The organism is Xanthomonas sp. NCPPB 3569, from assembly GCF_041475645.2.
GTDB lineage: Bacteria > Pseudomonadota > Gammaproteobacteria > Xanthomonadales > Xanthomonadaceae > Xanthomonas > Xanthomonas phaseoli.
This window is the reverse complement of sequence record NZ_CM192969.1, coordinates 4,798,405-4,821,065: the sequence shown is the minus strand read 5'-3', so window position 1 is coordinate 4,821,065 and position 22,661 is coordinate 4,798,405. Positions and strand designations below refer to the sequence as shown.

General features: G+C 63.4%; 19 protein-coding genes, 1 other RNA gene and 2 pseudogenes. 9 read left to right on the top strand and 13 right to left on the bottom strand.

Features of this window, described 5'->3' with window-relative positions; translation table 11 throughout:
• Positions 1-319: 319 nt before the first annotated feature.
• From ACCQ03_RS20790 to ACCQ03_RS20750, 9 genes and pseudogenes are all read right to left on the bottom strand, one after another.
• Positions 320-1,948 (bottom strand): annotated as a pseudogene (locus tag ACCQ03_RS20790) (TldD/PmbA family protein).
• 375 nt (positions 1,949-2,323) lie between these two features.
• Positions 2,324-2,783, bottom strand: a pseudogene (locus ACCQ03_RS20785) (hypothetical protein).
• Positions 2,784-2,880: 97 nt separating this feature from the next.
• On the bottom strand, positions 2,881-3,120 hold the full coding sequence (locus ACCQ03_RS20780; RefSeq protein ID WP_081023096.1) for a hypothetical protein: 240 nt from the start codon (positions 3,118-3,120) through the stop codon (positions 2,881-2,883).
• Positions 3,121-3,524: 404 nt separating this feature from the next.
• Complete coding sequence (locus tag ACCQ03_RS20775) at positions 3,525-3,992, bottom strand: hypothetical protein (RefSeq protein ID WP_017157969.1); 468 nt, start codon at positions 3,990-3,992, stop codon at positions 3,525-3,527.
• 322 nt (positions 3,993-4,314) lie between these two features.
• Positions 4,315-5,325, bottom strand: coding sequence for a class 1 fructose-bisphosphatase (locus ACCQ03_RS20770; protein ID WP_209226273.1), 1,011 nt, complete (start codon positions 5,323-5,325; stop codon positions 4,315-4,317).
• A gap of 349 nt (positions 5,326-5,674) precedes the next feature.
• Positions 5,675-5,744: non-coding RNA, sX9 sRNA (locus tag ACCQ03_RS20765), on the bottom strand.
• A gap of 62 nt (positions 5,745-5,806) precedes the next feature.
• The gene (locus ACCQ03_RS20760) at positions 5,807-6,043 is read right to left on the bottom strand and encodes a hypothetical protein (protein WP_139791005.1); all 237 of its coding nucleotides are present in this window, start codon (positions 6,041-6,043) and stop codon (positions 5,807-5,809) included.
• Positions 6,040-6,987: a hypothetical protein gene (locus tag ACCQ03_RS20755; protein WP_240476563.1), complete on the bottom strand. Its 948-nt coding sequence runs from the start codon at positions 6,985-6,987 to the stop codon at positions 6,040-6,042. The genes ACCQ03_RS20760 and ACCQ03_RS20755 overlap by 4 nt, the downstream gene beginning before the upstream one ends.
• 1,039 nt (positions 6,988-8,026) lie before the next feature.
• The gene (locus tag ACCQ03_RS20750) at positions 8,027-9,229 is read right to left on the bottom strand and encodes an amino acid aminotransferase (RefSeq protein ID WP_057678968.1); all 1,203 of its coding nucleotides are present in this window, start codon (positions 9,227-9,229) and stop codon (positions 8,027-8,029) included.
• A gap of 156 nt (positions 9,230-9,385) precedes the next feature.
• Here ACCQ03_RS20750 and ACCQ03_RS20745 point away from each other — a divergent pair, with 156 nt between their 5' ends.
• The 3 genes from ACCQ03_RS20745 to ACCQ03_RS20735 all read left to right on the top strand — a co-directional run bounded on the left by ACCQ03_RS20745 (position 9,386) and on the right by ACCQ03_RS20735 (position 13,218).
• Positions 9,386-11,524, top strand: coding sequence for a TonB-dependent receptor family protein (locus tag ACCQ03_RS20745; RefSeq protein ID WP_209226280.1), 2,139 nt, complete (start codon positions 9,386-9,388; stop codon positions 11,522-11,524).
• A 167-nt stretch (positions 11,525-11,691) separates the two neighbouring features.
• Entirely contained in the window at positions 11,692-12,942 is a 1,251-nt protein-coding gene (gene xopAP, locus ACCQ03_RS20740) for a XopAP family type III secretion system effector (RefSeq protein WP_209226284.1), read from the top strand.
• 33 nt (positions 12,943-12,975) lie between these two features.
• Complete coding sequence (locus tag ACCQ03_RS20735) at positions 12,976-13,218, top strand: hypothetical protein (RefSeq protein WP_237377068.1); 243 nt, start codon at positions 12,976-12,978, stop codon at positions 13,216-13,218.
• Between the two features lie 41 nt (positions 13,219-13,259).
• Here ACCQ03_RS20735 and ACCQ03_RS20730 read toward each other — a convergent pair whose 3' ends face one another.
• Positions 13,260-13,439, bottom strand: a complete 180-nt coding sequence (locus tag ACCQ03_RS20730) for a hypothetical protein (protein ID WP_057678971.1) — start codon at positions 13,437-13,439, stop codon at positions 13,260-13,262.
• A 184-nt stretch (positions 13,440-13,623) separates the two neighbouring features.
• Between ACCQ03_RS20730 and ACCQ03_RS20725 the strand changes: the two genes are divergently transcribed.
• Positions 13,624-13,989 (top strand): hypothetical protein, encoded by a 366-nt coding sequence (locus ACCQ03_RS20725; RefSeq protein WP_335338816.1) that lies wholly within the window; start codon positions 13,624-13,626, stop codon positions 13,987-13,989.
• Positions 13,989-14,948, top strand: a complete 960-nt coding sequence (gene ku / locus ACCQ03_RS20720) for a non-homologous end joining protein Ku (RefSeq protein ID WP_039574436.1) — start codon at positions 13,989-13,991, stop codon at positions 14,946-14,948. The genes ACCQ03_RS20725 and ku overlap by 1 nt, the downstream gene beginning before the upstream one ends.
• A 367-nt stretch (positions 14,949-15,315) precedes the next feature.
• Here the strand turns inward: ku and lldD are convergent, their stop codons facing one another.
• Positions 15,316-16,482, bottom strand: coding sequence for an FMN-dependent L-lactate dehydrogenase LldD (lldD, locus tag ACCQ03_RS20715; protein ID WP_039574437.1), 1,167 nt, complete (start codon positions 16,480-16,482; stop codon positions 15,316-15,318).
• A gap of 143 nt (positions 16,483-16,625) precedes the next feature.
• A complete protein-coding gene (locus ACCQ03_RS20710) occupies positions 16,626-17,192 on the bottom strand; it encodes a methyltransferase family protein (protein ID WP_057678973.1) in 567 nt (188 codons plus the stop codon).
• A gap of 60 nt (positions 17,193-17,252) precedes the next feature.
• Between ACCQ03_RS20710 and ACCQ03_RS20705 the strand changes: the two genes are divergently transcribed.
• The gene (locus ACCQ03_RS20705) at positions 17,253-18,452 is read left to right on the top strand and encodes a sensor histidine kinase (protein WP_209226286.1); all 1,200 of its coding nucleotides are present in this window, start codon (positions 17,253-17,255) and stop codon (positions 18,450-18,452) included.
• On the top strand, positions 18,449-19,081 hold the full coding sequence (locus tag ACCQ03_RS20700; protein WP_057678975.1) for a response regulator transcription factor: 633 nt from the start codon (positions 18,449-18,451) through the stop codon (positions 19,079-19,081). Before ACCQ03_RS20705 ends, ACCQ03_RS20700 begins: the two co-directional genes overlap by 4 nt.
• 251 nt (positions 19,082-19,332) lie before the next feature.
• Here ACCQ03_RS20700 and ACCQ03_RS20695 read toward each other — a convergent pair whose 3' ends face one another.
• Positions 19,333-20,304 (bottom strand): IS5 family transposase, encoded by a 972-nt coding sequence (locus ACCQ03_RS20695; protein WP_150147813.1) that lies wholly within the window; start codon positions 20,302-20,304, stop codon positions 19,333-19,335.
• Positions 20,305-21,301: 997 nt separating this feature from the next.
• On the opposite strand from ACCQ03_RS20695, the gene ACCQ03_RS20690 reads away from it, so the two are divergent.
• Both ACCQ03_RS20690 and ACCQ03_RS20685 read left to right on the top strand, forming a co-directional pair.
• A complete protein-coding gene (locus ACCQ03_RS20690) occupies positions 21,302-21,700 on the top strand; it encodes a hypothetical protein (protein ID WP_057680101.1) in 399 nt (132 codons plus the stop codon).
• A gap of 289 nt (positions 21,701-21,989) precedes the next feature.
• Entirely contained in the window at positions 21,990-22,538 is a 549-nt protein-coding gene (locus ACCQ03_RS20685; protein WP_057687110.1) for a hypothetical protein, read from the top strand.
• The last annotated feature ends 123 nt before the right edge of the window (positions 22,539-22,661 follow it).

Genomic DNA, 22,661 nt, shown 5'->3' with positions numbered 1-22,661 from the left:
CAAGCGATCAGCACATTAGCGACGCAGCGTCTTTGCTCTTCAACAAACCACCAGCCAACTGTCTGGCGCGGTGTCCTCACCGATTGCGGGACCGTTGGCGGTATGGATGCCGCCATCGAGCCCCATGGACGGGTTCACGGCGTGTCCCGCGAGCGGTGAGGACACCGCGCACTCGACCAACAGAGTTTGATCCAACAGGCAACCAAATAAAGCGACATTTTCGCGTGCTTCGAAGCGACAGGACGATGCGGATGCACCATCTGCACAAAAACCAAGCCAGTTTCAACCAAGCCACCTGCCATCCAACGGTTGGCTGGCCTCACCCCAACGAACGCGCGGTATTGATCACGTTGATGCCATCGAAACGCGCAGTAGACGCACCATGCGACACCGCCGAGACCTGGCTGGGCTGACCCTTGCCATCGAAGAACGAGCCGCCCAGGCGGAAATCGCGTTGATCGCACACCGCGCTGCAGGCATTCCAGAATTCCGGCGTGCGGATCTGGTAGGCGCCATCTTCCACCAGGCGGGTGACCTGGCCATTTTCGATCTCGTAGAACAGCTGTCCGCCGAACTGCGCGTTGTAGCGCTGCTGATCGATCGAATACGAACCGCGCCCATGGATGTACAAGCCGCGCTCCACGTTCTTGATCATGTCGGCAACTGCCAACGGCATCTTGCCTGGCGCCAAGGACACATTGGGCATGCGTTGGAATTGCACGTTCGACCATGAATCGGCGTAGCTACAACCATCGGACGCGGTCTTGCCGAGCAGGTGCGCCTGATCGCGCGTGCATTAGTAATCGACCAGGATGCCGTCCTTCACCAGTTCCCACTGCTTGGTCTTCACTCCTTCATCGTCGTAGCCCACCGCGCCCAGGCTGCCCGGCTGCGTCTTGTCGGCGACGAAGGTCACCGCATCGCTGCCCCAGCGGAACTTGGCATCGCGCTTGTCCAGGGTGGCGAAACTGGTGCCGGCGTAGTTGGCCTCGTAACCCAGCACGCGATCGAGCTCCAGCGGATGCCCCACCGATTCGTGGATGGTGAGGAACAGATTGCTCGGGTCGATCACCAGATCGTACTTGCCTGCTTTTACCGACGGCGCGGTGAGTTTGGCGCGTGCCTGCTTGGCCGCGGCGATCGCGTCCTCGCGCGCATCGTAGCTGTGCCCGTAACCGATCAGCCCGCCTGGCAGCGGGTGCTTCTGGCTGGCATCGCCATCCAGATATTCGTAGCCCATGCCCATCGGCGAGGACAGTCCGTCGCGGGTGCGGAACTTGCCGCTGGCCTTGTCCACTGCGGTAACGGTGAACGGCAGCCACAACCGGTGCACGTCCTGATCGATATAGGAGCCATCGCTGCTGGCAAAATATTTTTGCTCATTGATCGCAAACATGCGCGAGGCCACGAAGGTTGCACCGGCATTGAGCGCAGCGGCGTTGACGTCCATCAGCAGTGCCACCTTGTCCTGCAGCGGCACTTCCATGGCGTTCTTCCTGATCGGCGTCTTCCAGCTGACCTGTCCGGCCGGCGTCACCGGCGCCAGCTGCACCGGCGTGCCGCCCAAGCGCGCATTCGCCTTGGCAATGGCCACCGCCTGCCGCGTGGCGGTGGCCACACCATCGCTGGTCAGCGTGTTGGTGGCCGCGAACCCCCAGGCGCCATCGGCCAGCACGCGCACGCCCACGCCGCTGGATTCGGCATTGACCACGTTTTCCACCTGCGCCTCGCGGGTGATCACGAACTGACGCAGATAGCGCCCCACGCGCACATCGCAATAGCTGGCACCGGCGGCCTTGGCGGTGGTGAGCGCGGCATCGGAAAGGCGCCGGTTGCGTGCTGCATCCACTGGCGCAAGCAACTGCTCGGCGGCGATCAGCCGCGTATTGGGCAGCAGCAGCCCGGCGGCACCGATGCCGGACAGGGTGAGGAAGGTACGACGGTCCACGGCGGTTCTCCATTGAAGACGCGCGACACGGCCCCGCCGTGCCAGCCCTCGAGACTGGCCGTTGTGTGCGCTGGCGGTCAAGGGGCAATGGCAAGACGCCGAGAGGTGTGAGGCGAGCGCATCCGGTAGCGCGGCCGATGACCCACAACAACCTGCCCAGCAGGTGGCGATCGTCAAGCGTAGCGATGGCGCGTAGCACGCTCGTTGGCACGGTTGCCGATGCTGGCGACCGCGCTTTGCGCCCAACAAGATCTGCCTGATCAAGCGGGTGCCATGCCGATGTGCATTCCGGCATTTTGCGCCGCGCGAGCATCCGTCAGTCCCGCATGTTTGCCTTTGACGGTGCGCAGCAGGCAACACCACTACCCGCTGCGGCTAGGTGGTTTTAGGGTGTTTTCTGGCGCGCTGATACAGCCAGCCAGCGAAGACCGCCCAGACAATGGTGGATCCGAAAAATAGCGGCGCAGATTTTGAAGAACGGGTCAGATCCGGGAAAAAGCCAGCCCAATAAATGTAGCAGTCGACGATAGCTGCACTGACTGCCCCCGCCAACGCCGCATCGCGAGGACGCGCGGACTTCAGCGCGGGAATCCCAGTGCAAGACGGGCACGCCCACCATCAAGAATGCAGGCAACTCCATCACGAATGACGTAACAAAAAAGATAAAAAGAACGACAAAACCGCCAAAAAAAAGGAACGGGATGAACAGGACGATGCCACTGAAAAATGAGGCGGCAAAGCACGCGTATATCGAGGCGGCGATAATCTTCAATCCCGCTTTCGTCAGCTGTGCCATGGCCAGCAGCAGCGTATTGCGCTGCAGCGGCTCCGTCATGCCTGCCGCACCGCAAACAAGGCCATGCTGGGAATCAATGTCAGCGCTCCACGGAGGAGGCGGTTGCTGCCATCAAGCCTGATTGTCTGGCGCGGTCTCACGCTGCCAGGTTGGAAGTTGCGATCAGGTCCCCTTTGCTGAAACGTTCCCGGCCGGGTCGAAAGAGCGCCGGGTGTGGCCAGGTAAATGCCGTTGTCGTGCTGACGAACACGAGTGGTTTGCCTTTCGGGCCGTATTCGATCACGAAACCGGCCAATTCCAACCCCAACGACGGCAGGACACCGCTGTTGTGACGCCAAAGGACGGCACGGGCTGCCTGTCCAGGTGTCCAATACACGTGTTTGGGATCGCCGCTGAATCGCGATATGTCCTGGAACCTGGCCGCGATGATGTCGGACGGCCCAATCGAGATAGCGCAAGCGCCCCCGGTGAAACGCACACAACGGCGCACCGCGATGACGGAACTGGTTGATTGCGAGGCTACCGGCAGGCAGCGAGTCTGCGGTGATTTCCTCGATAGGCCCCATGACCGCTTCGAACTCGGCAACTTGCGCTTGCGGCATGTCGAACTCGAGTGGTCCCACGCCGCCATTGGGAGTGCTAGTGCAGAGTGCCATCAGGGTCATCTTCCAGCCTCTTCACTGTCTGGAGCGCACAACGCGGCGTGGGAGGCGAGCCGTCGACCTACACCGGCGCCTCGAAAACCACGTCGCGCCGTGAATGGGCACGACGTGGTGTTGCTTACCTGCTCTGACTCGGCGCGCGCTTGAAATAGGCCGTGCGCATCATCGGGTTGCCATCTTTGAAATACGCTTCGATTTCGGTCATGACTTTGCCGTCGGCGCTGACCGTATAGGTGCGGGTGGAGGCGGGGACGCCTTGATACATCAGCTGCATCACCAGTACACCGGGCTCTGGCATTTTGACCGCGGCACGGTCCACCAGATATGTACCGGACGCCCGACCCGGTGTGCCATCCAGCAGTAGCGTGGATTGCGCTTGCAGCTTCGTATCGTCGTGTTCGACGATTTCGGCATGGGTTGCCCACTTGTTGCCCGAGACCTGCTTGAACTGCAAAACGACACGCTTGGGGCGTACAGCTTCCGGCATAGGAAGGCTGCTGGTGTCCAGCAGCCAGGTTCCGACCAGTGGCGATGCGGCGGTCGGCGCGGAGAAGGCGGGGGTGGCCTGCAACAGGACGGCAGCCACCAGTGCAACGCGTGCGGTTTTCATGAGAACTCCCTGATCCAGACGTGATCCTTGCGGGCAGTCGGCCGACTGTTGCAAGGCAGTGCGATGGGAATCGACTTCGCGTAGACCGTCCTACTCCTGCGCCGGCCCGAGGGCGATACTCACTGCTGCCACGTGTGGAGTCAAATGACGACCCGTGAAAACATATCGCGCCGGCGGCCCTCGTTTGCCATCGTCTGATGAGCGGTGCAATCAGCGGGCGCCATAAACCAAGACACCCGCACTAGGCGGGTGTCTTGTGGAATCCAGTGTGCATGCCTTGCAAGCTGCACCCGCAGCCTTACGCCTTATCGGCATCCAGGTGATACCGCGTGGCCTCGGCCACTTCGTTCTTCGAGCCCAGGAACACCGGTACGCGCTGGTGCAATTGTGTGGGCTGGATCTCCAGGATGCGTTCGCGCCCGGTGGTGGCCGCGCCGCCGGCCTGTTCCACCAGCATGCTCATCGGGTTGGCTTCGTACATCAGGCGCAGCTTGCCCGGCTTGGAGGCGTCCTTCTTGTCCCAGGGGTAGATGAAGATGCCGCCGCGGGTGAGGATGCGGTGCACGTCGGCCACCATGCTGGCGATCCAGCGCATGTTGAAATCCTTGCCGCGTGCGCCCTCCTTGCCGGCCAGCAGGTCGCCCGCGTAGGCCTGCATTGCCGGTTCCCAGTGGCGTTGGTTGGACATGTTGATGGCGTATTCGGCGGTGTCTTCGGGCACGCGCATGTTGGCCTGGGTCAGCAGGAAGCTGCCTTCCTCGCGCTCCAGCGTAAAGGCGTGGGTGCCGTGGCCGAGGGTGAGCACCAGCATGGTGCTGGGGCCGTAGATGCAGTAGCCGGCAGCGACCTGTTGGGTGCCCGGCTGCAGGAAGTGCTCATCGCGCGGCTTTTCCGTGCCCTTGGGCGCGCGCAGCACCGAGAAGATGGTGCCCACCGAGACATTGACGTCGATGTTGGAACTGCCGTCGAGCGGGTCGAACAACAGCAGGAAATCGCCGCTGGGGTATTGGTCGGGCACCGGCTGGCTGTGGTCCATTTCTTCGGACGCGCACGCGGCCAGATGGCCGCCCCAGGCATTGGCTTCGAGCAGGATGTCGTTGCTGAGCACATCGAGCTTTTTCTGTGCTTCGCCCTGCACGTTGCCGGTGCCGGCATCGCCGAGCACGCCGCCCAGGGCGCCCTTGCTCACGGCGATGGAGATGCGCTTGCAGGCGCGCGAGACGATGGTGATCAGCTGGCGCAATTCCGCATCGATACGGCCGGCGTGTTGCTCTTCGATCAGGAAGCGGGTCAGCGAGGGACGCGACATGAGAACGGGCAGCCTGTGTAGGAAGTGGGCCGCCATTGTCGCCATTGCCGCGTTAGATTTCGATCACTTGATGCGCGGTTTGCAGCGCCGCTGATCGAATATGCGCGGATGCGCTGAAGAGCGAGCTGTCCCCCTGCAGCTATCGTGCGTCGCCGACGACGCGCCGTCACGAGATAGAGTAGCGCAGTAGCTAGCGACCATCGCACTTTGGCAGGCGCCATGAATACAGTGGAGCCTCACCGAAAGGTACACTCCGGCCGGAGTGCGCAACCTGCTGCTGGTCCAGAAGCTCGCCAAAAAAACTCTAACCCGGCTGCCTCCAGGCCTGCACACCGGTGAGGCTAAGAGCGGCTAACAAAACGTAGCGAGCGGTCGTCAGGTGGGTGCGGACGGCACGCTCAGAATCGCAGTGTACGCACGCCTGACGGCCCGCAGTAGTTTTATTAGCCGCTCTAGTCATACCCCTAATAATTCATTATGTCTACAGAGTATAGTGCTGTAAGCCTAAGAAAATAGAAAGAGCAAGTATGCTTAGAGTTGCAACCATCTCAAAGTGGCGACCTATGCTTTTTTCTTGAGTTGTTAAGGTCGCAACCGTAGCGGCTGAAAAAATAATGGGGGCTAAATAATAACGATGGAACTGATTGAACTGCGTGAGCCATAGCGATGCAAGAGAAATCAAGATCGCGGCGATGCAGGCACTGTGTTTAATTTTCAATTGCGGTTGTCCTCATCTTGGCAGTCTTCAGCTTGGGCAGAGCTTAATGTTCCGTCCTCAAGAGTTGACATGAAAATTTTTTCGTAGTTTAGAGGGGCGGTCCAGCGTTTTGTTAAAGTGCCTGCCATAATTGCTGAATCGCGAATCGATGTCGCGCTCAAGCTGGATTCAAGTTTCTTGATGGATCTCGATGCAAGCTCCATTACTCGATTCTCAGAGGCAGAGTGCGTCGTCATGTGAGATGATGAGTTCTGAAGATAATAAAAGATAGCCAGTGCCTTGACTTGGTCTTTTTCTACCACTTGGGATAGCTTGGATCCGGCCGGCGTAGGTCCATTATTATAAGCGTGCGCTAATGCAATAATTGCATTGATGTCGCCCCGATCTGCTAGTTTCCATGCGAAGCCCTCGGCAGAGCGAGAGTATTCCCTGAGAGCATCACGGTACTTTGTGGCGTCCGAAATCCCCAAGAGAGAAGAGCCGCTGACGTAACCTCTCATGCCATTGGTGCTGCCCTTCTGTGCAGCATCTTTCCATTTGTCGATGGCGTCGTTTGTATTTATTGAGATGCCAGCACAATAATCGGAGCGCAATCGAAGTGCCTCAAAATAGCCAGAAGCGCCTTGGTTCTTCGTCTCGATCATCGCTAATATGTCGTCATATTGGCGGAGTAGCATCAGGCATTGCTCATAAATAGCCGCCACGTGGCACGCTGCCTTGGCATCGCCTCGGCTGGATTGCCTTTCCAAGTCGTCAAGGGACATCCGTGCGGGCACAGAAGTGGTTGGGATCGTATCAATGGATGGGCTGTTAAATTTCCCTTCCGAATGTAAAGCGACCACTTGATGGGATGAGGGCACTGTTTCTTTGCGCCCAGGAGCTCTCTCTGTCTTACAAAACAAGAAAAAGAAGAGTGCAGCAAGTGCACAGAACAAAATCAGCAAGGACCATCTGGTCCTTGCTGAGCTTTTCGAAAGGTTCATGTGGCTAATAAGCAACTATATGACAGACCACGCCATCTTCAGTGCTAATGCAAGTCACGCCCGTCCTCGATCCAGATCCCGTAGCTTGAGTGAACTTGATACCATTTTGATTGGCCCATGAATAAAATTTATCCATGTCAGTCTGACTATTGGTGAAGTCGTAAGTGCGCGTACTACCGGGACCCCCCGCGAAGTCAGACTTCGTTAGGGGCACGATATTGCCACTAGAATCGCGTTGGCTGTCTTTCACCCGCGCCCAGGACTTCGTTTGACTGTCAAAAGTATACGTTGCAGTGCTTCCGTCTTTAAAAAAGAATTTCACCGTTAAACCAACCGCGCCTGGATTGAAGCCAGGAAATGGGTTTATTACTTTTGCAGCCTCTGCCGCTCTTTGAAAAAAGTCCGCCTTTGAGTTCTCGATTGCGCTGACGACCTGCTGCTCACGAGACGGATTGTTTATGATGTCATAGACAGAGGTCGGGCCATTGGAGTCGGTAGGCCTATAGCGCTGCTAGTTAGTATCCTGTCGCCATATGCTGCAGCTAAAGTATTGACATAGCCCAGAATTTGACTCTCTACAGGGGTCATTGTGACATGTTGAACAATTGTTTCTCCATCCGACTCATAACTCCAACTATAAGTTCCCTTCAGGACAGTTTTTGACTGGGGATTTGCCACGTACGCGGGTTGACGGGGGTTTTTATATGCGCCCCCCTCGAAGATTAGTATCTGCCTAACCATTGTTTGCATTTGAGCGTCCGTGCACCCATCACAAGTCTTCGTCACTGCCATTGCAGTTGGTGCAGTAAAAAGGCACGAGAGAATCAAAAATACACCTAGCCGCATTGCCGTATCCTTACGTTAGGTGCCCGGTTCGGGCACCTAAACAAGGTATGAATGGCCGGGCATGAAGTCAAGTAACAAATAATTTCATTTAAATATTAAAAATTAGGAGAATATGGCTTGGGTGATTCTAAGGTTTAGCTGGACGGTCTGCCGGTCAGGTCCGGCTGACAGTGGCCACGGCCTGGGCCACGTAGTCCAGGTTGCGCTGGCTCAGTGCTGCCACGCAGATGCGGCCGGTGCCGACGGCGTAGATCGCGAATTCGTCGCGCAGGCGGTCCACCTGCGTGCGGGTCAGGCCCGAGTACGAAAACATGCCGGCCTGGCGCTGGATGAAGTCGAATTCCGGCGCACCCAGCGTGGCGAGTTTTTCCACCAGCCCGGCGCGCAGGGAATGGATACGCTCGCGCATTTCGGTCAGTTCCTGCTCCCACAGATCGCGCAGCTCCGGGCTGGTCAGCACGCCGGCCACCAGTGCGGCGCCGTGTGTGGACGGGCTGGAGTAGATCGTGCGAATGATGCGCTTGACCTGCGACTGCACGGCCTTGGCTTCGGCGGCGGTGGCCGAGACCACCGACAGCGCGCCCACGCGCTCGCCATACAGCGAGAACGACTTGGAGTAGGAGCTGGCCACCACGTAGCTGTCGATGCCTTCGGCCGCCAGCAGGCGCACCGCGTAGGCATCGGCCTCGATGCCCTGGTCGAAGCCCTGGTAGGCGATGTCGACGAACGGGAACAGGTTGCGTTCCTTCAGCAGCCCGGCCACCTGCTTCCACTGCTCGCGGCTCAGGTCCGCGCCGGTGGGGTTGTGGCAGCAGGCGTGCAGCAACACCACGGTGCCCGGCTCCAGCTTGGCCAGGTCGGCGAGCATGCCGTCGAAGTTCAGGCCATGGCTGGCGGCATCGAAGTAGGTGTAATCGACAACCTCGAAGCCGGCCGCGCCGAACACTGCGCGATGGTTTTCCCAGCTGGGGTTGCTGATGGCGATGGTGGCGGTGGGCAGCAGCTTCTTGAGCAGGTCGGCACCCACGCGCAATGCGCCGCTGCCGCCCACGGTCTGCGAGGTCGCCACGCGGCCGGAGGTCACCAGCGCAGAGTCGGCGCCGAACAGCAGTTCCTGGGTGGCCTTGTCGTATGCAGCCAGGCCGTCGATGGGCAAATAGCCGCGCGGTTTGGCGTCTTGCGCCAGCTGCTGCTCGATCTTGTGCACGGCGCGCAACAGCGGGATGCGCCCGTTCTCGTCGTAATAGATGCCCACGCCCAGGTTGACCTTGTTGGGGCGGCTGTCGGCGTTGTAGGCCTCGGTCAGGCCCAGGATGGGGTCGCCTGGAACCTGTTCCACGTTTGCAAAGAAGGACACGGCAAGACTCGCTGAAGGACGAAAGAGTGGGGTACTTCCGGATCGTTGGCCGCTGCTGGGCCAAACCACCTCATCGTAGCAGCCCATGGCCGGCGTAGCATGCTTCGTTCCGTACGCAACAATGCACTGACAGTACGGATGAGGGACACTAGGTGCATGTCCAGACTCACCTTGTTGGCCGCCGCCTGCGGCCTGTTCGCCACGGGCGCTACATCGCCCGTCCTGGCCGCCGATCCGGCGCCGCCCGCCGCCACCCCGATCCAGCGCTTGCCCACCGTGCAGGTGGACGCCGCGCGTGTGCGCGGGGTGGACGACTTCGACCTGCCGGCCTCGTTCACCGTGGTGGCGGCCGATGACGACAACCGCCGCGGCGCGCAGGTCTCCGAGTTGCTGGACGGCATCCCCGGGCTGGTGGCGCGCGACCGCCAGAACTACGCGCAGGACACCCAGCTGTCGATCCGCGGCTTCGGCGCGCGCTCCACCTTCGGCGTGCGCGGGGTGCGCCTGCTGGTGGACGGCATTCCGGCCAGCATGCCCGACGGCCAGGGCCAGCTATCGCACTTCAACGTGCTGGGCGCGCAGCGGGTGGAAGTGCTGCGCGGACCGTTTTCGGCGTTGTACGGCAATTCCTCCGGCGGCGTGCTGCAGCTGTGGAGTGCCGACGGCCAGCCGGACGACCCGTGGCGGCTGCGCGCCACCTATGGCAGCAACGCCACCGTCAATGTCGGTGCGCAATTGCTCGGCCAGCAGGGCGCGGTGCACTACAACGTGGCGGCCAATCATTTCGACACCGATGGCTTCCGCGCCCATAGCCGCGCCAGGCGCGAGTCGGTCAATGCCAAGCTGGGGTTCGATCTCGCCGCCGGCCGCCGGCTGGACCTGGTGCTCAATTATCTGGACGCACCCGATGCCCAGGATCCGCTTGGTCTGACCCGCGCCCAGTTCAACGCCGACCCGGCGCAAGCCACCTCGGTGGCCACCCAGTTCAACACCCGCAAATCGGTGCGTCAGTCGCAGGCCGGTGCGATCTTCACCCAGCAATGGGACAACCAGACGTTGCGCCTGATGGCCTATGGCGGGCAGCGCAGCGTGGAGCAGTTCCTGGCGATCCCGGTGGCGGTGCAGCGCAACCCGCTGCATTCGGGTGGCGTGATCGATCTGGACAGCAATTACGACGGTGCCGATGCGCGTTGGGCCTGGCAGGGCGACGCGCTGGGCCGGCCCCTGCAGCTGACCGTCGGCGCCAATGCCGACCGCCAGCGCCAGCATCGCACCGGTTACGAAAACTTCCTCGGCGATACGCTGGGCGTCAAGGGCGCACTGCGCCGCAACCAGCGCGACCAGGTCGAGAACGTGGACCAGTTTGCGCAACTGTGGTGGCAGTGGAGCGAGCGTTGGTCGGCACTGCTGGGCGTGCGCCATAGCCAGGTGCGCTTCGACTCGGACGACCACTACATCGTCGGGCGCAATCCCGACGACAGCGGCCGGCGCGATTATTCGGCGACCACGCCGGTCGCCGGCATCGTGTTCCGTGCCGCGGAGGATCTGCGTTTCTACGCCTCGGTCGGACGCGGCTTCGAAACGCCCACCTTCAACGAACTGGGCTACCGCAGCGATGGCGGCGCCGGCCTGGCGCTGGACCTGGGCGCGGCCACCAGCCGCAACTACGAAGTGGGCAGCAAGTGGCGCGCGCAAAGCGGCGCGGCGCTGGAATTTGCGGTCTTCCGCGCCGACACCGACGACGAGCTGGCGGTGGCCAGCAATACCAACGGGCGCAGCACCTATCGCAACATCGGCGCCACCCGGCGCCAGGGTGCAGAGCTCAGCTGGCAACAGCCAATCGGTGCCGCCCAGCAGCTGCAGCTGGCCTATACCTTCGTCGATGCCACCGTGCGCGATGGCTACCTCACCTGTGCCAGCAGCGGCTGCGCCACGCCTACCGCAGTGGTGGCCAGTGGTTCGCGCCTGCCGGGCGTGCCGCGCCAGCAGCTGTTTGCACGCTGGCAATGGCAGCCGGCGCAGTGGCAGTTCGCTGCCGAATCGGTGGCCTCCGGCGCCACCGTGGTCAACGACTTGGCGACCGAGCGCGCGCCGGGCTACGCGCTGGTGAACCTGGAAGCCTCGCGTCGCTGGACGACGACCTACGGCGCACTGCGCACCTTCGCACGCATCGACAATGTGCTGGACCGGCAGTACGTGGGCTCGGTCATCGTCAACGATGGCAACGGCCGCTATGACGAACCTGGCCCGGACCGCACCTACACGGTGGGCCTGCAGTGGGATTTCGCGCACTGAGTCCAGCCTGTCTGCGCCGCGCCACCGCGCATTGCCGGCTACCGTTTTTCATACAGTAGTTCGCTGCGTGCCGCTCGCCAGGCAGGGCCAAGGCTAAGATCCCGGCAGACTGGTCCGGAAGCTGCGCCATGCGAACGACTGCGACGTCCTTGCCAAGTCGGCCGTCCGTGCAGTCGCCCGGCGCCGGCGCCAGCGTGCCTGTCTGCGTTGCCGTCTCTCCCTGCCGCGAGCGCGACCGCGCAGGGGTATTCGCCGGCCTCGGCGCTTCGCCGGTCAGGCGTGTGCGCCAGGCGCCGCGTTCGGTCGCGGCAAACGCGACACCGTCCTCTGGCGCGCGCCTGCTGCAGATCGATGCGCAAACCTGCGATCTCGCCGCTGCGATTGCGCAGGTAGATGGCACAGTGGCGCAGTCGCCCGGGCGGGATCGGCAATGGGAGATGCACTGCTGCGTGGTGCTCGAATGCATGCGCGCCTGCGCCAGCGAAGCGTACACGGCGGATCTGGCGGCGGTCGCCGATATCGGTGGGCTCCATCTCGATGCGCCGATGTCCACGCCGCGGTTGAAACTGTGGGAGGGCGCGACGGACGAGGCGATCGTCGTGGTGCTGGGCTGTTCCGGCACGCGCCTGGATGCTTCGGACGATGTGTTATGCGACTTGAAGAGCCAAATCGCACGGCCGCACGTCAATCTGTTGGACGAGCGCTTGCCGACGTTGGGCAATGTGGGCGCCGGCTGGCAGGAATGGTGGCAGTCCGAGGCGCAGCTGCCGCGCACCGACGGCGCTGTCATGAAGGACGTGCTGACACGCTATGCGGGCCGCGCGCGGGGCAGCGGCAAGGCGCTGTCGATCTCATTGACGGGGCATAGCCTGGGCGCGGCCGTGGCCACGGTCGCCGGCTTCGATATTGCGCACTTCCTGCGTGCGGACGGGGTCAGCGGCAATGTCAGCGTGTATGCCTTCAACCCGCCACGCCTGGGGCAGGCGGGCATCGAGACGGTCTATATGGAGACACTGAAATCCAAGGACAGCGCACTGCGATTCGCGCTACGCCAGTTCGTCCGTGCGCTGGATCCGATCCAGTCCACGCCGTTGTTCATGCATCACCCGCACTGGCACCACGACAGCGATGCCGCAGCCGCTGCCGAGCGTGCCGGCAGCGGCTGCGGCGATCGCTTCGCGCAGTTCGTCACCTCCACCGACCAGCCGGCGAGCAGGATCAATCTGGCCGACAACCACGAATTGACGCTGTGGCGCCCCTATTTCCTGTCCACGATCCAACCGGCCGAGCTGCGGCGCATCTTCGCTCCCATGCAGGCGCAGCCAGCGATATCGAAAGGCTCGCGCATTTCCCGCAGGGACCTGCTCGCTCCGTTCCTGCCGCGCCCTCGGCCATCGATGGAGAACGGGACAGAGTGAGGCGGTGACGTCGTAGCCGATGCGTCGCCCAACATGCCTGATCTTGTTTGGGCGGTGAACGTCGCGACGGCATGCGTCGCGATGGGCGCGCTTCCCACGGCGTGCGTCTGCCAGCGCCGAACGGACAGGCGGTTGGCCGGGCATCTCGTCCGGGAGCGGTACGCTGCCGTCGGCCTGGCGCAGCCGCTCGGCCAATCCGCCGCGGCGCACCGGCATGGCGCGACGCAACAGCGAAAATCCGACATCGCTGGCCTGGTGACGGTTGGCTTGCGCTAAACCACCCTGCTTGCAGCCAGATCGCTGCCAGGAACGCGTCTTCAGTCAGCTTCCCCCGTTGATGGCGCGCTTCCCGGCTTCTTGGCCGGCGTCTGGTCATCGGCGGGAATCAGGCGCCCGGGCGCATCGCCAGCGCCGCGGTCTTCGTAGTGTTCGGCATCGCGCTTGCCATGCTGTTCGCCCGGCTGGGCGGGTTGGTCGCGTAACGGGTCGCGGGACATGGTGGACTCCTGACAGCAAGACGGGCGAGCAGTTCACCGCGCCTGCGGTGAAGGGCACGCAAATCGCGTCGTGCAAGCGAATTTCTCACGCATGGCTCACGGCAGCGGCGTTACTGATGTCAGCCCCCCAATGCCGCACCGTGGAGCCGCCATGCGCCCCCAGGATCGCCGCCCCGACCGTCGCCTGTTCAGTGCCCATGTCGAGCCCGCTCCGCCCAGGCGCGCGCATCGCACTTCGCCCATGCCGGACACCGCGGGCGTGGCGCAGGACTTCCATTGCTACAGCCTGGCCGACTACCAGCGCCGCCGCCGGCGTGGCGGGCCTACCTGGCGCGATCTATCGCCGGCCTATGCGTTCGCGCGGTTCACCCATGCCGCCGACTGGCCGCGTGGGGCCGATATCGATTGCGAGCAGGCCCTGGCCGCGCAGTGGGACAGCATGCGTGGTGCCTCGCGACTGGACTGGCCGCATGTGCGCGACATCGTCGAAGATGCCTGGCTGGCCCTGGACCACATTCCCGAAGCGGCAATTCATGGAGCAGCGCACTGATGGCACGACCGATCTGGACCGGAACCCTTTCCTTCGGCTTGCTCAACGTGCCGGTGTCGTTGATGTCGGGCGAGCGCAAGGTGGATCTGCATTTCCGGATGCTGGATTCGCGCGACAAGAAACCGATCCGCTTCGAACGCGTCAATGCCGACACCGGCGACGAGGTGCCGTGGAAGGAGATCGTCAAGGCATTCGAATACGACAAGGGCAGCTACGTCATCGTCGAAGAACAGGATATCCGCTCTGCGGCGCCGGAAAGCCATGAAACGGTCGAGGTGGAAACCTTCGTCGATGCCGCCGACATCGATCCACGCTATTTCGAAAAGCCCTACATCCTGGTGCCGGGCAAGAAGGCCGAAAAGGGCTACGTGCTCCTGCGCGAAACCTTGCGCGACACCGGCAAGGTGGGCATTGCCAAGGTAGTGATCCGCACCCGCGAGTATCTGGCGGCGGTGATGCCGCAGGGCGATGCATTGATCTTGTTGCTGCTGCGTTATCAGCAGGAAGTGGTGGACCCGCAGGACTTCAAGCTGCCGGCCGGTGCGGTGGGCGAGTACCGCATCACGCCCAAGGAACAGGAGATGGCCAAGCAGCTGATCGAGTCGATGTCCGGCACCTGGCAGCCGGAGGATTACCACGACGAATTCCGCGGCAAGCTGGAAAAGATCCTGCGCAAGCGCATCCAGGAGAAGGGCGGCACGACCACCGTGGACGTCGAGCCCCCTCAGCATGAAGACGCCACCACCAACGTGGTGGACTTCATGTCGTTGCTGCAGAAGAGCCTGCAGGCCAACACGCGCACGCCAGCCAAGAAATCCAGCACGGCCGAAACGGCAAGCGCACCTGCGAAGAAAACGGCCAGCAAAAAAGCGGCGAAGAAGGCCGTCAAGAAGACCGCAGGCAAGGCGACCAAGAAGACTGCCGCCAAGAGCGCTGCACCCCGGCGCAAGGCCGGATAACCGGGCGCGCCAAGCGCACCATGCCTGGCGTGCAGCTGAGGTGGCGCACGTCCCGCAGCGATGCTGTGCACCTGGCGCCGCCAGGAGCAACGCTGGACTACCAGCGCCGTCCTCATCAGCCGGGCCGGTGGCGCCAGAGCAACAACACGCTGTATGAGCGTCGTTGAATTGCGAGAGATCGACACCCGTTTCCGGGCTACCTGCGCCGGCAAGCGATGAGGTCAGTGTCGTTCGCCGCGTCCAGAGCAACCAAGAAAGTGCCCTGCCACCATGCGTGCCTGGCCGGTGCCTGGAATCGGCAGTACCGCGCTGGTCTGGGCGCGCCTTGCACACGTGCCGGGCGACGGTTGCGACATTGCCAGCCGCTTCAGGGCGAGATCGTCTCTGCCCGCTCGCGCGTGACCCGGCTCAACGCGTCGGCGCTGATGTCGGCGATGGACTGCGTGCCGGTCAGCGTCATCGCCACGCGCATTTCCTTTTCGATCAGGGTCAGCAGGTTTTCCACGCCGGCCTGGCCGCCAGCCGCCAGCGCGTAGACGAACGCGCGGCCCAGCAATACCGCATCGGCACCCAGGGCGAGCATGCGCACCACGTCCAGCCCGCTGCGGATGCCCGAATCGGCCAGGATCTTCAGCTCGCCCTTCACCGCATCGGCGATGGCCGGTAGCGCGCGTGCGCTGGACAGCACGCCGTCGAGCTGACGGCCGCCGTGATTGGAGACCACGATGCCGTCGGCGCCGAAGCGTACCGCATCGCGTGCATCCTCCGGGTCCAGGATGCCCTTGATCACCATCGGCCCGGTCCAGAATTCGCGGATCCATTCCAGGTCTTTCCAGGCAATGGACGGGTCGAAGTTGGCGCCCAGCCAGCCAATGTAATCCTGCAGGCCGGTGGGGCTGCCGCGGTAGGCGGAGATGTTGCCCAGATCGTGCGGCTTGCCCAGCAAGCCCACGTCCCAGGCCCAGCGCGGGTGCGTCACCGCCTGCAGCATGCGCCGCAGCGCCGCGTTGGGCCCGCTCATGCCCGAGTGCGCATCGCGGTAGCGCGCGCCGGGCGTGGGCATGTCCACGGTGAACACCAGCGTGGTCACGCCCGCGGCCCTGGCCCGTTCCAGCGCATTGCGCATGAAACCACGGTCCTTGAGCACATAGAGCTGGAACCACATTGGCCGTTCGATGGCCGGCGCCACTTCCTCGATCGGGCACACCGACACCGTGGACAGGGTGAACGGAATCCCGCGCGCGGCCGCCGCACGCGCGGCCTGCACTTCGCCGCGGCGTGCATACATGCCGGTGAGGCCGACCGGCGCCAATGCCACCGGCATCGCCAGGGTTTCGCCGAACAGCTCGGTGCTCAGGCGCAGATCCGACATATTGCGCAGCACCCGCTGGCGCAGCGCCACGTCGGCCAGGTCCGAGACATTGCGCCGCAAGGTGTGCTCGGCATACGCGCCGCCATCGATGTAATGGAACAGGAAGGGCGGCAGGCGTGCTTCGGCGGCGGCGCGGTAGTCGGAAGCGGCGGAAATGATCATCGAAGACGGCACGGCAGCGGCGGGGGAGCCGCCGAGTGTAAGACGATCGGTGGGGCCGGTGGGTTGCCAGGCCCGCTGCGGCCGGGCGGCGAGATTGCGGGGCGTCTCGATGCCTGGCGTTGCCTGCCACACAGTCGCTGGCCTCACCACACCAGCGGCAGCAGGCGCCGGCTCTGTTTCGCATACGCCGGGTAAGCCACCGGGAAGGCGCGCCGCAACGCAGCCTCTTCGATGCAAATGCGGTGCAGGAACACCCAGGTCACCGGCACCACGATCGCCATCACCGACAACGCATTGCCCATGCCCAGCGCCAGCCCGTAAAAGGCCAGCAGCGCGCCGGTGTACGATGGATGCCGCAGCCAGCGATACGGGCCGCGACGCACTAACTGGTGATCGGGCTGGATGGTCACATCCACCGTGAACCAGCGCGCCAGCACCTGGATGGCCCATACGCGCAACGCCAGCCCGCTACCGATCAAGGCGCAGCCGGCCCACTGCAGCGGCGCATCCCAGCCCCGCGGCCAGTGCGCCAGGCCGCTATAGGCCAGCACCACCGCAACAGCGACTGCCGCAGACAACACCCGCCACAGGTGTTTCAGGGTGCCTTGATCGTGGGCGCCACCATCGCTGGCGCGGCGACGACGGCTGAGCAGCAGCTCATAGCCACCCCAGACCAGGTTGAGCGCAATAAACAGACTGGAAGCAGACATGGTGTGACTCCGTGGCAACGCGGTGAGTGGATGAGGCCAGTCTGCGCGCGCACCGCGCCCGTGCCAGGGGCCGCAGGTCATCGATCCCACCTGCCAGAAGTCACCTTCTGCCTGCGCACCATTGCCGAGCGCCTGCATGGCGGTCAGCATCGCCGCATGAACTCTTCCTTCCGCCACCTGTTACATCCCCTGCGTCTGGCCGCTGCGTTCACCATCGCCGCGGTCGCACTGTCGTTCATGCCCGATGCCTCTGCCCACGGTGCCTGGCGCTGGGGCGCGCTGGCCGGCTTCACCGCATTGTTCGTGTTGCACACCGTGTTGCCGCAAACGCATGCACTGCGCACGGTGGCCACCCTGCTGCAAGCGGTGTTGGCATTGCTGCTGGTCTGGATCGAGCCGCGTGCCGGCACCGCGCCGGTCCTGCTGGTGATGCTGGTGGCGCAGGCGGGCATGACCTGGCCGCCGTTGCGCGTGCTGCTGCTGGCGCTGGTGTTGAACGCCGGCATGTACGCGGTGCTGGTGCACGCAGGCTTTGATCGCGCCTTGTTGATCGTGAGCATCTATGCCGGCTTCCAGGCCTTTGCCGCACTCACCGCCCATTACGCCCGCAGTGCCGAGCGCGCACGCGACACCTTGGCCTATGTCAACGCCGATCTGCTGGCCACCCGCGCGTTGCTGGCCGACAGTGCGCGCGATGCCGAGCGTTTGCGGCTGGCGCGCGAGTTGCACGATGTGGCCGGGCACAAGCTCACCGCCATGCGCATCAACCTGCGCCTGCTCAGCGCCGACCCGGCCCTGGCACAGCGCGAGGAGGTGGCGGTGGTGGAGCAGTTGTCGGCCGAACTGCTGTCGGACATCCGCAACGTGGTGCAATCGCTGCGCGACGACCAGGGCCTGGACCTGCAGACCGCCTTGCGCGCGCTGGCCGCCCCCTTCCCGCGCCCGGCGCTGCGCCTGCAGATCGATGCCGACGTGCGTGTCACCGATGCGCGCGTGGCCGAGCTGCTGCTGCGGCTGGTGCAGGAGGCACTGACCAACGCCGCGCGGCATGCCGACGCCGATGAAGTGGCCGTGCACCTGCATTGCGCAGGCGCACAGTTGCACGTGGACATCTGCGACGATGGCCGCCGCGCCGAGCGCATCCGCGAAGGCAACGGCATTACCGGCATGCGCGAACGCCTGGCCGCATTGCACGGCCAGCTGGACCTTGGCCGCACGCCCACCGGCGGCATGCACCTGATCGCGAGACTACCGGTATGAGTTCACGTCGTATTGCCCTTGCCGACGACCAGATCCTGGTGCGCGCCGGCCTGCGCGCGCTGCTGCAGCAGCAGGGCGTGGAGGTGGTGTGCGAAGCCGACGACGGCCAGGGCCTGCTGGCTGCGCTGGCCATCCATACGGTGGACGTGGTGCTCAGCGACATCCGCATGCCCGGCCTGGACGGCATCCAGGCACTGGAGCACCTGCGCGCCCGCGGCGACCGCACCCCGGTGCTGCTGCTCACCACCTTCGACGACAGCGACCTGCTGCTCCGCGCCAGCGAGGCCGGCGCGCAGGGCTTCCTGCTCAAGGACGCCGCCCCGGAAGACCTGCGCGAGGCGATCGAGCGCGTTGCCGCAGGCGACACCTTGCTGCAACCGGTCAGTACCGACCCGGTGCGCGCCCGCTACCAGTTCCGCGACCAGCAGGCCCCGCGGGAGACCTTCAACGAACGCGAGGTGGCGATCCTGCGCCTGCTGGCCGGAGGCTATTCCAACAAGGAAATCGCCCGCACCCTGTTCCTGGCCGAAGGCACGGTGAAGAACTACGTCTCCACCATCCTGGAAAAGCTGGGCACCCGCGACCGCACGCGGGCGGTGTTGAAGGCGATCACGTTGCGGGTGATTTGAGGGCGGGGAATCGGGAATGGGGAATCGGGATTCGGGATTTGAGATTGGGGATTGGGGATTGGGGATTCGGAAAAGCGGGCAGGTGGGGATCGGATCGGAAAGCCCTAAAGCTAAATAGAACCTAAGGAAGGTCTGAACAACGCGATCGGAGGATGTGGTAAGCCATATCGGTCGCGGTGACCGCGCTCAGATCCTCGGTTTTTCGCCGTTTTTGGCGCTTTTTCGGGGTATCGTCCCGATTACGGGCGCACCTACCCCGCGGCGGTAATGAACTCTTTGCGCTTCAGCCACAGATTCGACAGCGCAAACAGCATCAGCATCTGTGCGGTGTTCTTCGCCAAACCGCGATAGCGCACCTTGACGTAGCCAAACTGGCGCTTGATCACCCGAAACGGGTGTTCCACCTTTGCACGCAGGCTGGCTTTTGTGTGCTCCCAGCGCTTGGCCAACTTCAGTTCGCGCTTGTTCTTAATCTGCTTCAGCTTCGAGGGCTTCTCCGCGATCAGGTAGCGCAGTTTGCGCTTGCGCTTCATCTCCTCGCGTTTCTCAAGCCCGGTGTAGCCGCTGTCCGCGCACAGCGTGTCCTCCTTGCCGTGCAGCAGCTTGTGCGCTTGTGTGATATCGGCCACGTTGGCCGCCGTGCACTCCACGTGGTGCACCAGCCCGGAGTCATCGTCCACCCCGATGTGCGCCTTCATCCCGAAGTAGTACTGGTTGCCCTTCTTGGTTTGGTGCATCTCCGGATCGCGCTCGCCATCCTTGTTCTTGGTCGAGCTGGGCGCAGCGATGATCGTGGCGTCCACGATCGTCCCGCCGCGCAAGCTCTGCCCCTTGCGCGACAGGTGCGCGTTGACCCGATTGAACAGCTTGCGCGCCAAATCGTGCTGCTCCAACAGATGGCGGAAGTTGAGAATCGTCGTCTCGTCCGGCACCTCATCCAGCCCGCCGATCTTGGCGAAACGGCGCATCGACACCGTGTCGTACAGCGCTTCTTCCGCCGATGGATCGCTCAGTGCATACCACTGCTGCAAAAAGTGGATGCGCAGCATGGTCTCCAGCCGATACGGCTGTCGCCCCGGCTGCCCCGACTTCGGGTAGTGCGGCTCGATCAGCGCCAGCAGGTCCTTCCACGGCACGACCTGGTCCATCTCGGCCAAGAACACCTCACGCCGCGTCCGCTTGCGCTTGCCGTTGTACTCCGCGTCGCCGAAGGTCAGCTGCATCGAAATCGTCTACTCGGGTCGTTGATCGATTGTGGCAGATCACGATGGATTGTTCAGAGTTTCCCTAAGCCCCTCTCCCCCTGGGAGAGGGGTTGGGGTGAGGGTACGGCGGAAGACAGCCAACTCGAACAAGCTCAGCCATCACCTGAACTTGCAGTCGGCCTCACCGGCCGCTTCTGCCTGGCATCCCAAAACAGTGCGCGGCCTTGCACCGTCATCCTGCAACTACGTGCCACCTTGTCCGCCGCAGAACGACCGAAGTCTGCTGCTGCCCGACACGACGCAAGCCCCTCTCCCCTCGGGAGAGAGGTTGGGGTGAGGGTACGGCGGCAGACAGCCAACTCGAACAAAGCTCAGCCATCACCTGAACTTGCAGTCGGCCTCACTGGCCGCTTCCGCCTGGCATCCCAAAACAGTGCGCAGCCTTGCACCGTCATCCTGCAACTACGCGCCACCTTGTCCCACCGCAGAACGACCGAAGTCTGCTGCTGCCCGACACGACGCAAGCCCCTCTCCCCCGGGAGAGGGGTTGGGGCGAGGGTACGGCGGCAGACAGCCAACCCGGACAAGCTCAGCCATCACCTGAACTTGCAGTCGGCCTCACCGGCTGCTTCCGCCTGGCATCCCAGAACAGTGCGCAGCCTTGCACCGTCATCCTGCAACTACGTGCCACCTTGTCCCGCCGCAGAACGACCGAAGTCTGCTGCTGCCCGACACGACGCAAGCCCCTCTCCCCTCGGGAGAGGGGTTGGGGTGAGGGTACGGCCAATACCACTTGCTGCCATTTCGCCCCCAGACACGCTGTCCCGGGTACCGAGCTTGTACAGGCCTACATTTCTATGTGACTGTTTTATAAGGATTTATAGCCAGCCGTCAGCTTCGGCAGGCAACCGTAAGGTTGCCGTCAGGTCTGGCGCGAGGCCACGCACGAAGGTGATCCGGCGGCCAGCGATGCCGCCCGGGGACGCGCCGCGCTCCGGTCTTTGCGGAGTCCGTCATGCGCCTGGCCCGGTCGTGGTTCGTGTTGATCGTCGCGCTGTCCACCAGCGCCTGGGGGGCGTCAACCCAGGCCGAATTGCCGGTCAGTTGGCCCCGCGCAGCCTTGCCGACCCAAGCGGTCGCCGAACGCGACATGCGGGTCGTCGTGGGATGCGCGTCGGCAGTGCAGGGAACCGCTGCCCATGCCTGCGATCGACTGATCAGGCGCTTCGATGGAGCAGGTTGCCGGCAAGGTCTGGCGAGTCGCCCACGCCAGGTCGGCCAAACCGATGACCCTGAACGCGCGGGCATCGGCACGGGCACGGCCGGCACGTGGTCGAGCCGTGGCCAGATCAAGCCGGCTTTCAGCAACGGAACCGAGCGCGACGAGCGGCTGCGCAAATCGGCCGACAGCTAGCCACGCTCCCAGGGTGACCTGGGATGCACCACGCTCGCAGCGGCGGCTAGGAGCAGGCGCCACGCAGTGCATGCGGCGCCAGATCGATGCCGCGGGCGGGCAGCAGCACGCCGTCAACCTGCAGGATCGGGCGACACGCGCGAGACGCGCAGCAACACGGTCGATGCGAAGGAACGTATAAAGACGCAAGGCCGCATGGAGCGGCCATGCTGGTGGGCCGCGTTGAGGAAGTGACACGATGGGCAGGTATCGGATTGGCTGCGCCGTTTTGGCTATCGCCTGTTTGCTCATGGCCGCCACCGGCTGTGCAAAACAGCCGACGTTATCGTCGCGACTGATCGTGACCGTCGACGCGCCGATGCTGGAACAGGGGGGCGCGGTCATCGTATCGGCGCGTCCGATTGCCGATCGCCAGTGGCGCCTGCTTGAGGGCGCCAGGTCAACCAAGGCCGGGTACGAGAAAGAATTTCAAGTCACCGTCGCCTCGCCGGCATCGATCATCGAGCTGCATTACCCTGAAAGCGGAACCTATAGCTTCAAGCTTCAGCCCGCAGCACGTGCCAAAACACATCAACTCCAATCGCGTCGGGTGCTGATCGGCCAGGCCGACCTGACGGATCCGCAGACAAAACGCCAAGTGCATTGGCCTTCGATGAGTGTTGTCCATGTCAGCGGCAGCACCTACCCGGAAGGGTGGGCGCGCATTCTCGCGTCCACGTTCGACGTGCCTTTCAAAAGCGATGCGCCAGACAACTATGTGATATCCAGTGTTCCTGCCGGTCGCGTGATTGCCCTGACGCCCAAGGCAATCGATACCTACGTTCGGGACACCAACTGAGCACCTGCCTGCAGGCGCATCGCGCGTGCAGGAAGTCCGCTGCGGCCGGGTCCCTTGTCGTGTGCGCCTGAGCCATCGCTTGATCGCGCGGCGGCTCCCGTCCGGCGGCGAACCGTCGGACGG

Excerpts from the sequence above, each read along its gene's own strand:
- ku (WP_039574436.1), top strand. The coding sequence starts at position 13,989 with ATGGCACGACCGATCTGGACCGGAACCCTTTCCTTCGGCTTGCTCAAC.
- ACCQ03_RS20745 (WP_209226280.1), top strand. The coding sequence starts at position 9,386 with ATGTCCAGACTCACCTTGTTGGCCGCCGCCTGCGGCCTGTTCGCCACG.
- ACCQ03_RS20685 (WP_057687110.1), top strand. The coding sequence starts at position 21,990 with ATGGCCGCCACCGGCTGTGCAAAACAGCCGACGTTATCGTCGCGACTG.
- ACCQ03_RS20700 (WP_057678975.1), top strand. The coding sequence starts at position 18,449 with ATGAGTTCACGTCGTATTGCCCTTGCCGACGACCAGATCCTGGTGCGC.
- ACCQ03_RS20710 (WP_057678973.1), bottom strand. The coding sequence starts at position 17,192 with ATGTCTGCTTCCAGTCTGTTTATTGCGCTCAACCTGGTCTGGGGTGGC.
- ACCQ03_RS20730 (WP_057678971.1), bottom strand. The coding sequence starts at position 13,439 with ATGTCCCGCGACCCGTTACGCGACCAACCCGCCCAGCCGGGCGAACAG.
- ACCQ03_RS20695 (WP_150147813.1), bottom strand. The coding sequence starts at position 20,304 with ATGCAGCTGACCTTCGGCGACGCGGAGTACAACGGCAAGCGCAAGCGG.
- lldD (WP_039574437.1), bottom strand. The coding sequence starts at position 16,482 with ATGATCATTTCCGCCGCTTCCGACTACCGCGCCGCCGCCGAAGCACGC.
- ACCQ03_RS20770 (WP_209226273.1), bottom strand. The coding sequence starts at position 5,325 with ATGTCGCGTCCCTCGCTGACCCGCTTCCTGATCGAAGAGCAACACGCC.
- ACCQ03_RS20735 (WP_237377068.1), top strand. The coding sequence starts at position 12,976 with ATGCCTGATCTTGTTTGGGCGGTGAACGTCGCGACGGCATGCGTCGCG.
- ACCQ03_RS20690 (WP_057680101.1), top strand. The coding sequence starts at position 21,302 with ATGCGCCTGGCCCGGTCGTGGTTCGTGTTGATCGTCGCGCTGTCCACC.